This is a genomic window from Bacillus sp. SIMBA_005, assembly GCF_046535585.1.
Taxonomy (GTDB): Bacteria; Bacillota; Bacilli; order Bacillales; family Bacillaceae; genus Bacillus; species Bacillus pumilus.
Genome location: NZ_JAWRWI010000002.1, coordinates 249,861 through 263,966, shown reverse-complemented (window position 1 = coordinate 263,966; position 14,106 = coordinate 249,861). Strand labels below are relative to the sequence as shown.

At 42.9% G+C, this 14,106-nt stretch carries 12 protein-coding genes and 1 riboswitch; of the genes, 11 read left to right on the top strand and 1 reads right to left on the bottom strand.

Annotated elements, in window-relative coordinates:
- Positions 1–14 precede the first annotated feature (14 nt).
- The 7 genes from SB660_RS04005 to SB660_RS03975 all read left to right on the top strand — a co-directional run bounded on the left by SB660_RS04005 (position 15) and on the right by SB660_RS03975 (position 6,800).
- Positions 15–629, top strand: a complete 615-nt coding sequence (locus tag SB660_RS04005) for a class F sortase (protein WP_268497387.1) — start codon at positions 15–17, stop codon at positions 627–629.
- A gap of 239 nt (positions 630–868) precedes the next feature.
- Entirely contained in the window at positions 869–2,812 is a 1,944-nt protein-coding gene (locus SB660_RS04000) for a BglG family transcription antiterminator (protein ID WP_339164442.1), read from the top strand.
- 122 nt (positions 2,813–2,934) lie between these two features.
- Positions 2,935–3,240 (top strand): PTS sugar transporter subunit IIB, encoded by a 306-nt coding sequence (locus SB660_RS03995; protein ID WP_003214824.1) that lies wholly within the window; start codon positions 2,935–2,937, stop codon positions 3,238–3,240.
- A 14-nt stretch (positions 3,241–3,254) separates the two neighbouring features.
- A complete protein-coding gene (celB, locus tag SB660_RS03990) occupies positions 3,255–4,604 on the top strand; it encodes a PTS cellobiose transporter subunit IIC (protein WP_058013362.1) in 1,350 nt (449 codons plus the stop codon).
- Between the two features lie 26 nt (positions 4,605–4,630).
- A complete protein-coding gene (locus tag SB660_RS03985) occupies positions 4,631–4,957 on the top strand; it encodes a PTS lactose/cellobiose transporter subunit IIA (RefSeq protein WP_058013363.1) in 327 nt (108 codons plus the stop codon).
- A complete protein-coding gene (locus SB660_RS03980; RefSeq protein ID WP_410581461.1) occupies positions 4,954–6,282 on the top strand; it encodes a 6-phospho-beta-glucosidase in 1,329 nt (442 codons plus the stop codon). Before SB660_RS03985 ends, SB660_RS03980 begins: the two co-directional genes overlap by 4 nt.
- 119 nt (positions 6,283–6,401) lie before the next feature.
- Positions 6,402–6,800, top strand: a complete 399-nt coding sequence (locus tag SB660_RS03975) for a hypothetical protein (protein WP_410581647.1) — start codon at positions 6,402–6,404, stop codon at positions 6,798–6,800.
- 314 nt (positions 6,801–7,114) lie between these two features.
- Here the strand turns inward: SB660_RS03975 and SB660_RS03970 are convergent, their stop codons facing one another.
- Positions 7,115–8,206, bottom strand: coding sequence for a branched-chain amino acid aminotransferase (locus tag SB660_RS03970; protein ID WP_003215056.1), 1,092 nt, complete (start codon positions 8,204–8,206; stop codon positions 7,115–7,117).
- Positions 8,207–8,574: 368 nt separating this feature from the next.
- Between SB660_RS03970 and SB660_RS03965 the strand changes: the two genes are divergently transcribed.
- The 4 genes from SB660_RS03965 to SB660_RS03950 all read left to right on the top strand — a co-directional run bounded on the left by SB660_RS03965 (position 8,575) and on the right by SB660_RS03950 (position 14,093).
- Entirely contained in the window at positions 8,575–10,002 is a 1,428-nt protein-coding gene (locus tag SB660_RS03965; protein ID WP_058013367.1) for a DUF1565 domain-containing protein, read from the top strand.
- Positions 10,003–10,118: 116 nt separating this feature from the next.
- Positions 10,119–10,228, top strand: a riboswitch (SAM riboswitch).
- A gap of 170 nt (positions 10,229–10,398) precedes the next feature.
- On the top strand, positions 10,399–11,517 hold the full coding sequence (locus tag SB660_RS03960; protein WP_410581458.1) for a sugar ABC transporter substrate-binding protein: 1,119 nt from the start codon (positions 10,399–10,401) through the stop codon (positions 11,515–11,517).
- 69 nt (positions 11,518–11,586) lie between these two features.
- On the top strand, positions 11,587–13,083 hold the full coding sequence (locus SB660_RS03955) for a sugar ABC transporter ATP-binding protein (protein ID WP_410581457.1): 1,497 nt from the start codon (positions 11,587–11,589) through the stop codon (positions 13,081–13,083).
- A complete protein-coding gene (locus SB660_RS03950; RefSeq protein ID WP_410581455.1) occupies positions 13,080–14,093 on the top strand; it encodes an ABC transporter permease in 1,014 nt (337 codons plus the stop codon). The genes SB660_RS03955 and SB660_RS03950 overlap by 4 nt, the downstream gene beginning before the upstream one ends.
- Positions 14,094–14,106 lie beyond the last annotated feature (13 nt).

Genomic DNA, 14,106 nt, shown 5'->3' with positions numbered 1-14,106 from the left:
GGAGGCAGACTGATTTGAAAAGATGGGTGTTTGGTCTTCTGATGCTGCTCACCATCACGGGCTGCGCATCACAAACAATGGATGATTCGTCATCTGCAAAAACAACCACATCTCCTGAAAAAATGACAACAAACCAAGCTGCAAAACAGTCTCATGCAAAAAGCATGTTAAAAGACGAACCGTCCGGTATTGTTCCAGCTGAAATTGCGATTCCAGCGATTGATGTCAAAGCAAAAGTAGAGAAAACCACTTTATCTAAGGATGGCAGTATGGGCGTTCCAAAAAATACGGACAACACAGCTTGGTTTAAAGATGGTCCAAAACCAGGAGATAAAGGGAATGCCGTCATGAATGGTCATGTTGATAATAAATGGGGACCTTCTGTTTTTTATCGACTAAAGGAGCTAAAAAAGGGAAATAAGGTGATCGTGACGTCCTCATCAGGAAAAAAGCGAACCTTTGAAGTCATCAAAGTGCAAAGTTATCCACGTGAAGAAAAGCCACATGCATTTTTCGGGTATGCCTTTACACGGAATCTCAATTTAATCACATGTACAGGGACATTTGATCATGCAGCAGGAACTCACGAAAAAAGATTGGTTGTCTTTACGCAGCTGACCTCTTCATAAAAAAGGCGATGACACGAAGGTGCAGCGCCTTTTTTTCATTTCTTCCAAACGGTCCTACAAAAAAAGATTCATAGGTCATTAGAAATAGTTTGTTGTATAAATAGGGGCGTTTGTCATATAAATGAGTTGGCAATTTTTATTTCTTTTCAGTAGAATATGAGTAATGAAGAGAACTGCAAGCGTATACAACCTGTCCAGACAAGGCAGATTCTCCACCCTTACATAAGGAGGCCGATCTGATGCTGAGTAAAAGACTGGCGCACATTTTAAGTCAGTTAATGGCAGCGGAGAACCCGCTCACAAGCGCTGCGCTTTCTGTCAGCTTACAAGTGACAAGCCGCACCATTCGTACAGACATCAAGGAACTGAACGACCGTCTCGCTCCTTATCAAGCGTCTGTAATAGCTGTTCGAGGAGCTGGTTATGAGCTGTTGATCAACGATGAGAATGCCTTTCGCCGTTTTATGAAAGAAGAGGTCGAACAGGAAGAGCCGCTGGCTGTTCTGCCGGAGGAGCGTGTTCGGTTTATTTTAAAAAAGCTCCTTCTCGCAGAGTCTTATGTGAAACTGGAAGACTTACAGGAACAGCTGTTTATTAGTAAATCGACGATGAGTAACGATATGAAATGGGTCAAACGCAAGCTTGAGCCTTTTGATCTGAAGCTAGAAGCAAAGCCGAATAAAGGCTGCAGGCTCAAAGGATCGGAGATGAAAATCCGTTATTGTATGTCAGAATATCTATTCAGTGAACGGCGATCTTACCAAACGATGCTGAACACAGCAGTGACCATTTTGCCGAAACATGAATTGGAATTGATTCAGAAAACAATCATTGATTATATCAATAAAGAAAGAATGAATCTATCAGACATTTGCATGAATAATTTAATCGTTCATGTTGCGATTGCCTGCAAGCGGATTAGGCACGGGAACTATGTATCTGTCTTGCCAGAGGAAATCAATGAGATTCCACAGGCAAAGGAATACAAGGTCGCTAAAAAAATAGTGGAATGCCTTGAAGGACTGCTGGACGTTTCTTTTCCACAAGAGGAAATCGTCTATATCGCCATTCATTTATTAGGAACAGCCAAAATGGTACAGTCCTTTTCATCGAGCGGTCAAAAACAAATTGTGGATGATGACACGAGCCGTCTTGTTCAGCTCATGCTGAAAGCCATTGACCAAAAATTGCAGCTGAATTTAGCGGGAGATGCGGAATTGCTGATTGGGCTCAGTCTGCACTTAAAGCCAGCCATGACCCGGTGTAAATATGGGATGAACTTAAGAAATCCGATGCTGGATGAAATAAAGGCGGGGTATCCACTTGCCTTTGAAGCAGGAATTATCGCCAGCCGGGTGATTGAAGAAGAAACGGGTCTATGTATTCATGAGAATGAAATCGGATATATGGCGCTTCATTTTGGTGCGGCTTTAGAACGGAGAAAGATGGAGATTCCACCGAAGCGATGTCTCATCGTCTGTGCGTCTGGTGCAGGAAGTGCAAGACTGCTTCAAGATCGTCTGCGGTCACAATTTGGGTCGAAGCTGACCATTTTAGGCACAGCAGAGCTTTATTCGCTTCCGCATGTCTCTTTACATGCGCTTGATTTGATTATTACAACGGTCCCGATTCAGATGGATATACCGATTCCCGTCATACAAGTGAATACGATTTTGGGAGGCGGCGACTTTTTGAAAATTGAAGAAGCCCTGACGAGTGAAACAAGAGTGACATTGGCCTCTCAATATATGAAAAAGGAATTGGTTTTTACAAAACGCGCCTTTCAAACAAAGGAAGAGGTCATCACCTTTCTCACGGAAAAAGTCATCGACATGGGCTTAGCATCAGCAGAGCTTACATCTTATGTGATGGAAAGAGAAGAGGCTGCTCCCACATCCTTTGGGCATTATACAGCCATTCCGCACCCTATGACGCCGCTGACAGAAGAGACGTTTTGGGCGATATGTACATTAGAAAAACCGATCATATGGGGAGAGAAAAAAGTTCAATTTGTGTGCTTGCTTTGTGTCGAAAAAGAGAATGCAAAAGATTTAAAAGGGATGTACCGTCTGCTGGGCGAGCTTGTGCACAATGTGAAATTCATTCAGCACCTCATCGCCTGTGATACATTTGAAGACATGCTCGATATCATGTATAAAAAGACCCCTTCGTACAAGAATTAACTGTGTGATCTTAACTTTTTCCGCTTCCTAAAGGAAAAAGTATAGGTGTTTATGAAAGCGGTTTCATAATATGATGAATGTGTAAAGAAAAGCTACACACTTTCAAAAGGGGGCGTTTACACATGAACATCTTATTGGTTTGTGCAGCAGGTATGTCAACAAGCTTACTAGTCACAAAAATGGAGAAAAGCGCACAAGAACAAGGAAAAGACTATCGTATTTGGGCAGTATCTGGAGATTCAGCAAAAAATCATATTGATCAAGCCGATGTGCTTTTATTAGGACCACAGGTTCGATATTTATTACCACAAATGAAAAAGCTCGGAGAAGAAAAAGGGATTCCAGTCGACGTCATCAATACCGTGCATTATGGCGTATGTAATGGGGCTGAGGTTTTAAAATCTGCTGAACAGTTAGTGAACGGATAAAGGGGGCGGAAGGGATGAATGGATTCAACCGATTTCTAGAAGAGAAGGTCATGCCGTTTGCAGGGAAGATTGCCGCTCAAAGACATTTACAAGCATTGCGTGACGGAATTGTTTTAACCATGCCTCTCATTATTGTCGGTTCACTGTTTCTCATTTTAGCCAACCTTCCGATCCCAGGATACAGCGATTTTATGGCAAGTATCTTCGGAGCAGAATGGGCCACGAAATTATCCTATCCTGTTAATGCAACCTTTGACATTATGGCACTTGTTGCAACTTTCGGGATTGCCTACAGGCTTGCTGAAAAGTATGCAGTGGATGCCCTATCATCTGGTGCAATCGCTGTTGCAGCATTTCTTTTGGCGACACCATATCAAGTTCCTTTTACACCTGAGGGCTCAACAGAAGCCATCCTAGTAGGTGGAGGAATTCCAGTCACATTGATGGGCAGTAAAGGGTTATTCGTTGCCATGATTATTGCCATGCTTTCAACTGAAATTTACCGATTCATTGTCCAGCGGAATATCGTCATTAAGATGCCTGATGGTGTACCGCCAGCAGTGAGTAAATCGTTTATCGCACTTATTCCAGGTTTTGTGGTCATCACACTGATCTGGGTCGCTAGACTTTTGATTGAGATGACACCATTTGAAAGTATTCATAATATTATCACGGTCTTAATTGGCACACCGCTTTCCATTCTTGGTGGAAGCTTAGGCGGAAGTATTGTCGCCATAGGCGTGCAAATGCTCCTCTGGGCTTGTGGTATTCACGGAGCAACCATTGTCGGCGGCGTCATGGGACCAATTTGGCTCGGTGCGATGGATGAGAACCGTCTCGCATTCCAAGCAGGAGAAGTGCTGCCAAATATCTTCACAGCGCAGTTCTTTGAAATCTTCATCAATGTCGGCGGAAGCGGTGCAACGCTTGCCTTGGTGCTGACGATGATCTTACGTGCCAGAAGTAAACAAATGAAACAGCTTGGCCGACTTGCCATTGGGCCAGCCATCTTTAACATCAACGAACCGATCATTTTCGGAATGCCGATTGTCATGAACCCAATGCTTTTGATTCCGTTTATCCTTACGCCAATCATGATGATCATTACCACATATATCGGAATGAGCACAGGGCTTGTGGCAAAACCGGCGGGGATTGCAGTTCCATGGACGATGCCCCCTATCATTTCAGGCTATCTCGCCACAGGAGGCAAAATCTCTGGCGCTGTCATGCAGCTGATTAACCTGGCGTTGTCATTCGCTTTATACTACCCATTCTTTAGAATGTGGGATAAGCAGAAATTAAAAGAAGAAAGTGAACTAGAAACAAAAGCAACAACTGATGAAAATGTCGTCAGCATGTAATAGAGGGAACAAGGGGGATGCGGCCGATGGAAATGGAACAAATTGTGTTTCAACTCATCTTACACGGCGGGAATGGCAGAAGCTCCGCGATGGAGGCCATTACATGTGCAAAGGAAGGAAACTTTGATGAGGCGAAGCAAAAATTGCAGGAAGCACAAGACGCGTTAAATGAGGCGCATCACGCACAGACAGAGCTGATCCAAGGAGAAATTAGAGGAGAAAAGACCGACATCAGTCTCTTAATGATCCATGCACAGGATCATCTCATGAACGCAATGACTGTTAAGGAGCTTGCGGCGGAAATCATCGAGCTCCATGAAAAAATGAAGCAACTTGGAGGTGTCAATTCATGAAAGATGGAATCAAAATTGTCACAATAGGCGGAGGATCGAGCTATACGCCTGAGCTTGTCGAAGGATTTATCAAACGATATCATGAATTGCCTGTAAAGGAATTATGGCTCGTGGATATTGAAGCGGGTCAGGAAAAGTTAAACATCGTGGGTGCTCTCGCGAAACGCATGGTCGAAAAAGCCGGGCTTCCGATTGAGGTACACCTGACACTCGACCGCAGGGAAGCCCTGAAGGACGCAGATTTTGTGACAACACAATTTCGTGTAGGACTGCTGGAAGCACGGGCAAAGGATGAGAGAATCCCGCTTAAATATGGTGTCATCGGTCAGGAAACGAACGGACCAGGTGGCTTATTTAAAGGTCTTCGAACCATCCCAGTCATTCTAGACATCGTGAAGGATATGGAAGAGCTTTGTCCAGATGCATGGCTTGTGAACTTTACAAATCCAGCCGGCATGGTCACAGAAGCTGTGCTGCGCTACACGAATCTAAAAAAAGTAGTCGGACTATGCAATGTCCCAATTGGGATAAAAATGGGGATTGCCAAGGCGCTTGATGTAAATGTTGAACGGATCGAGGTACAGTTTGCAGGCCTCAATCACATGGTCTATGGATTAGATGTGTATTTAGACGGGGTCAGCATTATGGATCAAGTGCTCGAAGAATTAGGAAATCCGAATAGTCAGTGGTCTATGAAGAACATTGAAGCGAAAGACTGGGAACCTTCTTTTGTGAAAGGCTTAGGGGTCATCCCATGTCCATATCATCGCTATTACTATAAAACAAAAGATATGCTGGAAGAAGAGCAAAAGGCAGCCCAAGAAAAAGGAACAAGAGCAGAGGTAGTCCAGCAGGTTGAGCACGAATTATTTGAGCTCTATAAAGATCCTGATTTATCGATTAAACCACCGCAGCTCGAAAAAAGAGGCGGGGCATATTACAGTGATGCGGCATGTAACTTAATCAGCTCCATCTATAATGATAAGCATGACATCCAACCAGTCAATACAGTAAACAGAGGGGCGATTGCCAGCATTCCGGCTGATTCAGCGGTTGAAGTAAACTGTATCATTACGAAGGACGGACCAAAACCAATTGCGACGGGTGATCTGCCTGTGGCTGTGAGAGGGCTCGTTCAACAAATCAAATCATTCGAGCGTGTGGCAGCAGAAGCGGCAGTCACAGGAGATTACGAGACGGCTCTTGTAGCAATGACGATCAATCCGCTTGTCCCATCTGACGAAATTGCAAAGCAAATTTTAGATGAAATGCTCGAAGCGCATCGTGAATATTTACCGCAATTCTTCAAATCAGTCAAAGCATAAAACAAAATGGCCCCTTTATGGGGTCGTTTTTTTATCATGGCCCCATATGGAAATTCAAGAAAGAAGTGTATGATAGTAAAAAACAACATGTATGGCTTCAAAGAAGGGACGGTTTGAGTATGGTTGCAATTGGTTTAATTCTTTACGGTTTTGTCGTTCAACCTCTGTTGAGTTATGGCACAGTGGTCTTGTTTTTGTATGGCATCATCGCTTCATTTATTGGTCTTATTCGTCATAGACAGTATGTGTGGATGTATGTTCTTCGCCTGCTCGTTTGTTTTACCATTCCAGTAACCAACCTGTTGATGTATTTCGCAACAATTGGTGGAGATGAAAGAGACTTTGATTTTCAGCCGATGCCGTTTGTTTATTATCTTGTCTTTTTCATAGAAATCATCATCGTCTTTTTACCAGAGATCTTTTTACTAATTGAAAGAAAGCGGAGCATCAAAGGGAAACAGTGGATATATGCAGGGGCGATTGTGGGGGTATCGGTCTTATTTTGGTGCACGATTTGATGGGAGGCTGACTGGACATCTAAGTCTATTTCGCCTTTTTACTGCGTAACCTTTTTCGTCTCACCTTTACAAAAGTAATAGAAAGAACAAAGATAGAAATTCCGAGAAACTTAAATAGAACACGGGTGTGGAACGGTGAATCGTCGAAACCTGTAGCGATGATCATCGATCCGATGCAAATCCCAAAAAACGCTAGTAGATAAGTAAAAAACATACCATCACTCCTTATATGTGTGATTACCATTATAAGGTATATTGGAGAGGTAAATAAACAAAAAAAGAACCCTTCATGATTGAAAGGTTCTTTTACATGCTTAAGCTTGTTTGACGACCGAGTCGACTTCTACTGTCCAGCCGAAGATATCTGGCTGTGTTCCTTTTTGAATACCCGTAATGGCCTCATACAATTTCTTCGATACTTCACCTGTTTGACCATCTTGAATCACATATGGCTGATCGTGATAAATTAATTCCCCGACAGGAGAGATGACGGCCGCCGTTCCAGTTCCAAAGATTTCTTCAAGCTCGCCTGATTGATGTGCTTCAATTAACTCATCAATCGAAATTTTACGCTCTGTCACTGGAATTCCCCAGTGTTTTAATAGCTCGAGTACAGAGTTACGTGTGATGCCTTCTAGAATGCTGCCGTTCAATTCAGGCGTCACGATTTCGCCATTGATTTTAAAGAAGATATTCATACTCCCGACTTCTTCAATGTACTTTTTCTCAACTCCATCAAGCCAAAGAACTTGTGAAAAACCTTTGGTTTCAGCAACTTGCTGTGCCTTGAGGCTTGAGGCGTAGTTTCCAGCTGTTTTGGCATTACCTGTTCCGCCTTTAACGGCACGGACGAATTCGTTTTCAACGGCAATTTTGACCGGATGGATGCCTTCTTTATAGTAAGATCCCACTGGAGATAGGATAATAAGCAGCTTATATGTGCTTGACGGCGCAACGCCTAAATATGGTTCAGTGGAAATAATGAATGGACGGATATACAAGGAAGTGCCCTCTGCATCAGGTACCCAATCCTTATCAATGCGAATGAGTTCATTTAAGCCCTCTAAAACCGTTTCTGTATCAATTTGTGGGATGCACAGGCGGTCATTGGATCTGTTTAAGCGTTCCATATTCTTTTCCGGACGGAATAAGAGAATTTTCTGATCCTCAGAAACATAAGCCTTCAAGCCTTCAAAAACAGATTGCCCATAATGGTAGACCATCGAAGCTGGGTCCATTGGAATGGCTTGATAAGGGATAATTCTTGGATCATACCAGCCTTGATCAATGGAATAATCCATCACAAACATGTGATCTGTGAAGATTTTTCCGAATTCAAGTTGATCAGATTGAGGTTTTGGTTTTTTTGTTGAACTAAGTTCAACGCGGATGGGTTGTTTTGGCATCGTAAATCTCCTTGCTGTTTGATTATTTGAAAATTCTAATAATATGAAATAATTATGATTCTATTCTATACCTTCACAAAATATTAGCAATAGGTTTTCTGGAATTCAGACAAGAAAAATCTGTTAAAGCGCTTTCCTTCTCTCTGCCGTCAGTCTGCCTCATGTCACCCCTTTTTAATAAAGAAATAAAATCCAAATACATTATTAACTGATTAATCTGACAATTTAAAAGCGGATAAATTTCCTGTAAGATATTCTTTCAACCATACACCTTTTGACCAGTACATTGCAAGGGGCATTCTCATATTTTAATCCTCTTTTTTTTAACCGATAAAGAAAGAAGAGAAGTGAAAGGAGCAAACAACAAGATGAAACGAGCGATACCAGGCATTTTCCTTATTTTATTCATGACCGTGATCAGCTTCGGCTGTCAAGCGATGACAGAGGAGGCGGGCGCTAAGCAAAGCACAGCCTATTACGTAGCGACAAACGGAAACGATAAAAACCCAGGAACGAAGCAAAAACCTTTTCGCACGCTGAAAAAGGCATCAAGTATGGCAAAAGCCGGGGCAACTATATACGTGAGAGGCGGTACATACAAAGAAAAATTGATTGTCCGCCATTCAGGTACAAAGAAAGCACCTGTTATCTTTCAAGCTTACGGAAAAGAAAAACCTGTCATTAGCGGGGCTTCACTAAAAGGAAATCAAGCAGATGGTGGTCTTGTCACGATCGATCAAAAAAGTTACATTACCCTCAAAGGGCTGACGGTGGGACATCTCAAGACAAATAAGGAAGATCTGACTCCAGTCGGTATTTTTATCAAAGGAAGCGGGAAAGGCGTCAAACTGCTCAACAACCGAGTGTATGATATTCAGACGACACACAAAAATGGGAATGCGCACGGTATTGCGGTCTATGGAACAAAAGCTCCTGCGGCTATTGAAGACATTGAAATCAAAGGAAACACTGTTGAAAAATTAAAGCTTGGCTTCAGTGAAGCGCTTGTGCTCAATGGGAACGTCAATAAGTTCCGTGTGACACATAACACCGTCCGCCATACTGATAATATAGGGATTGATTTAATTGGTTTTGAAAACGTAGCACCTTCTAAAAAGTACGATCAAGTCAGAAATGGTGTTGTATCAAGAAACAAAGTGTATGAGATTACGAGTGTAGGAAATCCAGCCTATGGCAAAGACATCTCCGCTGGTGGAATTTATGTCGATGGCGGGAAGGACATTGTGATTGATCATAACATCACACATCACAATGACCTTGGGATTGAAGTCACAAGTGAACATAAAGGAAAAATGGCAGATCGTATTCGAATTGAACACAATCAAGTGTATTTGAACCGTTATACAGGCATTTCAATTGGCGGTTATGATAAAAAGCGAGGCGGAACAATAAATACGACGATTTCACATAATATTTTATACAAAAATGACACAGCCGGCTTAGAAGGCGGTCAATTGTTGATGCAATATCAAGCCGTGAACAATCGTATCAAGAGCAATATCATGACAGCGAGTGCCTCGCATTACTTAGTTGTGAATCTTTATGGAGTGAACCAAAAGAATACCTTCGAAAAGAACGTATATGATGACCGCAAAGGTGCGAAGGCATCACAGTGGGTATGGCGCGGGAAATGGATGGAAGGCTACAAAACGTATCTCTCTAAAAGCGGCCAAGATAAAGGATCAGCACACCTCAATCCACAATTTGTGAATGAGAAAAAATATGATTTTCGCCTGAAGAAATCATCACCTGCTAAGAAAATCATCGGAAGTTAAGCATGTCTGAGCCACAAGCTTATTGTTTTAAATTTTCAAAAAAATCATTGACATTGATGTGACATCACATTAAAGTAAAGAAGACATTTCAACTGAAACAAAATTTCATAACGGATCTCTTATCAAGAGAGGCAGAGGGACTGGCCCTATGACGCCCGGCAACCGTTTCTACTATAGAAATTGGTGCTAATTCCTGCAAAGCTGTGACAGCTTTGACAGATAAGAGAGGAAGAATTCCCGATACATGATTCATGCAACGGTGATCACGCCTCTCTTTCCAAGAGAGGCTTTTTTTCGTCTCTTTTTCAAATGGAAGAACAGTTTACTGGCGTTTTCCCACATTTTTACCTAGTTTTCCGATGTGAAAAATAAAAAACAACTTGAGGAGGAACAGCAATGAAGCGTAAGTATTTTACTTCATGTCTTATATTATTAACGGTATTGACCGTCCTATTAACAGGATGCGGCACTGGATCAAGTGCAGGCTCAAAGGCAAATGCGAACGAAAAGGTCTCCTTTGACAATGTACCGAAGCGATTTGCAAAGGGACAGGGAGCGAAAATTAAAGTCATCCGTAAAATCGGAGGAGATGATCATACAGCACAGTTTTTAGCTGGGACGAAGGCAGAAGGTGAAGCGCTTGGCTTTACGGTAGATGTCTACACCGCAAATGGAGATACAGCGAAGTTCCATGACGCGATCTCTCAGGCGCTGGAAGAAAATTATGATGGCTTTATCATCTCTCATGGGGATGACGAGGCGACCGTCGCTGACGTGAAAAAGATCACAGCGAAGGGCATTCCAGTCGTAGCGTTCGATTCAAATCCTAAGCTGAAGGACATCAAAGGAGTCACAGTCACGTCTCAAGATGACGAACAATTAGCGAAAAAATCACTAGATGCACTCGTGTCTGATTTTAAAGGAAAAGCAAATATTGCGTACCTCTGGGTAGATGGATTCCCGCCAATGGTGAGACGGAATAAGGTCTATCAAGAAACGCTCAAACAACATTCAGGGATCAAGGAACTTGACCGCTTTGGTATTGCCTCCTCTGATACGTCTGTTCAAACACAAAATGCAGTGGCAGCGATGCTGAATAAATATCCAAAGGGTAAGCTTGACGCTATTTTTGCCACGTGGGATGCCTTTGCCATTGGCGCAGCAAGAGCGCTAAAGGAAGCAGGAAGAACAGAAGTGAAGATTTATGGGATTGATGTATCAAATGCTGATCTTCAAGAAATGACAGCAAAAGACAGTCCATGGAAGTACACAGCAGCGGTAGATCCGAAGCTTATTGGCGCAGTTGACGTGAGAATTCTTGCGAAGAAAATAGCGGGTGAGAAAACCCCGTCTTCCTATGACCTTGAGGCCTCTCTCATCTCACAAAAACAGCTTCAACAATCAGGAAAAGCCATCAATATGGTCAATCTTGCGGACGAAGTGAAGGGGTTCGGCTCATCGACTGCCTTTGAAGAAGATTGGATGAAGACCTTGAAGAAGCATTATACAAAATAAACACCGTGCACTCTCTTCTATAGAGGGTGTTTCGTTTTTCAGATGATGATCATGAGAAGGAGGACATCTATGACTTCGCCGCTAGTTTGTATGAAACATATTTCGATTGAATTCCCAGGAGTAAAAGCGTTAGATCAAGTGAATTTCACATTAAAAAAAGGGACAGTTCATGCACTGATTGGAGCAAATGGTGCTGGGAAGTCCACGTTAATGAAAGTTCTTTCTGGCGCTCATTCGCACTATGAAGGAAGCATCCAAATTAATGGTCAGGCGGCATCGATTCAAACCCCAAAGGATGCGGTCTCATATGGTGTGCAGACGGTTCATCAAGAAGTGGATACAGCTCTCGTTCCCTACTTAAGTGTTGGTGAGAATATGATGATGCATCAGATTGAGAAAAAAACATTTGTCGACTGGAAAGAGCTGCACCGTAAGGCAGCGCAACGATTAAAAGAACTGGACATCGACATCTCCACAAAACGCCTTGTGAGTGATCTAACCCTTGCGGAAAAACAGATGGTGCTTATCGCCAAAGCCGTTTCAATCAAATGCAGCATTTTAATCTTAGATGAACCAACAGCTCCGCTAAGTCATACAGAAACAAACAAGTTATTTTCAATGATTGATCGGCTGAAACAGAATGGAACGGGCATTGTGTTTATCTCTCATCGTATGCCTGAAATTTTCACCATCTGTGATGAACTAACAGTGATGCGAAATGGAACCGATGTCGCAGCTCATCTTGTTCAAAATACAAATCCGCAGCAGATCATTGAAGAAATGCTAGGTGCGCCATTAGAGGAGCAATTTCCGCCCCGTACACCTTTGAAGGATGCACCTATTGTCCTTGAAGTGAAGCAGCTAAATGACCAGCATAAATTACGCAACATTCATCTTCATGTGAAAAAGGGAGAAATTCTCGGAATTGCAGGCCTTGTCGGTGCTGGAAAAACAGAATTGTGTAAAGCTCTTTTCGGCGCCTCAGAAAAAAAGACGGGGACTGTAAAGCTTCATGATCAAATCGTTCGCATCACATCGCCTCATCAAGCCGTGAGAGCTGGAATGGCCCTTGTGCCAGAAGAACGGAGAAAGGAAGGGATTCTAACGGAAGAGAGCGTGGGCTGGAACTTAACGGCCGCAAGTCTTCGTTCATTCTCAAGCGTGTTCAGCTTCTTACATCGTTCGAAGGAACAGCGGAAAGCAGACGAAATCGTCAAACGACTTGGTGTTAAAACCCCATCTCTTGAAGCGAAGGTGAAGCATCTATCCGGTGGAAATCAACAGAAGATTGCCATCGGAAAATGGCTGCTTGCTGAAGCGGATGTCTATCTCTTTGATGAACCAACTAAAGGAGTAGATGTTGGAGCGAAAAAAGATATTTTCACGCTGATTGCAGAGCTTGCCGCCCGCGGGAAATCTGTGATTTATGCGTCAAGTGAGCTATCGGAGATTGCAGGTATCGCAGACCGCGTTTATGTGCTGTATGATGGCAGCATTGCCCGGGAAATGACGGCTCCAACGACTGAGGAAGAGCTTTTATATCATTCAACAGGAGGACAATCATGAGTGAACAACAAATTCCAGCCCCTGTACAGCAAACGAAAAAACAGCGGCCATCCTTTCATCTATTTGATTTCTTTTATCGATATGGCACGATCTTAACCATTGCTTTATTGATTGTGGTATTTGCGGCATCGAATCCAGCATTTTTACAAACAGGGAATATCATCAATATTTTACGGTCTATCTCCATTGTGACCATTATTGCGGTGGGACTTACCATCTCATTGGCAGTCAACGGCTTTGATCTATCAGTCGGATCAATCGCAACGTTATCGAATGCAATCGTGATTTCTATGTTTGTGTGGTTTTTGCAAAACCCGTTGGTTGCGATCCTATCAGCGCTAGCGGCTGCCCTTATTGTTGGTTTACTCAATGCCTTGATGATTGTCAAAATGAAAATTCCAGATATGCTCATGACATTAGCCATGATGTTTATCATTCAAGGTTTGGCTCAAACGTATACGAAAGGGGCGACTATTTCTGAAAACATGGTGCTGCCTGACGGTACATTCTCAACGGGTACAATCCCCGCCTTTTTCAGCAAAATCGGACAGGTGCCATATATCATTCTTTTAATGGCAGTCATTGTGCTATTTGCACATATTTTCATGACCTACACAAAGCACGGACGATTTATGTACATCATTGGAGGAAATAAGGAAGCGGCTCGATTGTCCGGTATTCATGTGAATAAATATAAAATCGCGGCATATCTGCTCTCGGCTTTATTTGCAGCAATCGGTGGTATTGTGCTGGCATCAAGGGTGATGACAGCGGAAATAAATGCGGGCACACCTTATTTAATGGATGGCGTAGCGGCAGCTTTTATCGGTTTTTCCGTCATGGGAGCAGGAAAACCAAATGCATTTGGTACTTTTATTGGGGCTGTACTCATCGGAATTTTGCAAAATGGGCTTGTGATGATGTCTGTCCCTTATTACGCGATGGATATTGTGAAAGGCTCTGTACTCGCGCTTGCGCTGGCGTTGACGTATTACAAACAGCGAGGCTGACGACGTATTTTTT

Bases quoted from the DNA above. Each gene is read 5' to 3' on its own strand.
- SB660_RS04000 (WP_339164442.1), top strand. From the start codon at position 869: ATGCTGAGTAAAAGACTGGCGCACATTTTAAGTCAGTTAATGGCAGCG.
- SB660_RS03955 (WP_410581457.1), top strand. From the start codon at position 11,587: ATGACTTCGCCGCTAGTTTGTATGAAACATATTTCGATTGAATTCCCA.
- celB (WP_058013362.1), top strand. From the start codon at position 3,255: ATGAATGGATTCAACCGATTTCTAGAAGAGAAGGTCATGCCGTTTGCA.
- SB660_RS03995 (WP_003214824.1), top strand. From the start codon at position 2,935: ATGAACATCTTATTGGTTTGTGCAGCAGGTATGTCAACAAGCTTACTA.
- SB660_RS03985 (WP_058013363.1), top strand. From the start codon at position 4,631: ATGGAAATGGAACAAATTGTGTTTCAACTCATCTTACACGGCGGGAAT.
- SB660_RS03960 (WP_410581458.1), top strand. From the start codon at position 10,399: ATGAAGCGTAAGTATTTTACTTCATGTCTTATATTATTAACGGTATTG.
- SB660_RS03980 (WP_410581461.1), top strand. From the start codon at position 4,954: ATGAAAGATGGAATCAAAATTGTCACAATAGGCGGAGGATCGAGCTAT.
- SB660_RS03970 (WP_003215056.1), bottom strand. From the start codon at position 8,206: ATGCCAAAACAACCCATCCGCGTTGAACTTAGTTCAACAAAAAAACCA.
- SB660_RS03975 (WP_410581647.1), top strand. From the start codon at position 6,402: ATGGTTGCAATTGGTTTAATTCTTTACGGTTTTGTCGTTCAACCTCTG.
- SB660_RS03965 (WP_058013367.1), top strand. From the start codon at position 8,575: ATGAAACGAGCGATACCAGGCATTTTCCTTATTTTATTCATGACCGTG.
- SB660_RS03950 (WP_410581455.1), top strand. From the start codon at position 13,080: ATGAGTGAACAACAAATTCCAGCCCCTGTACAGCAAACGAAAAAACAG.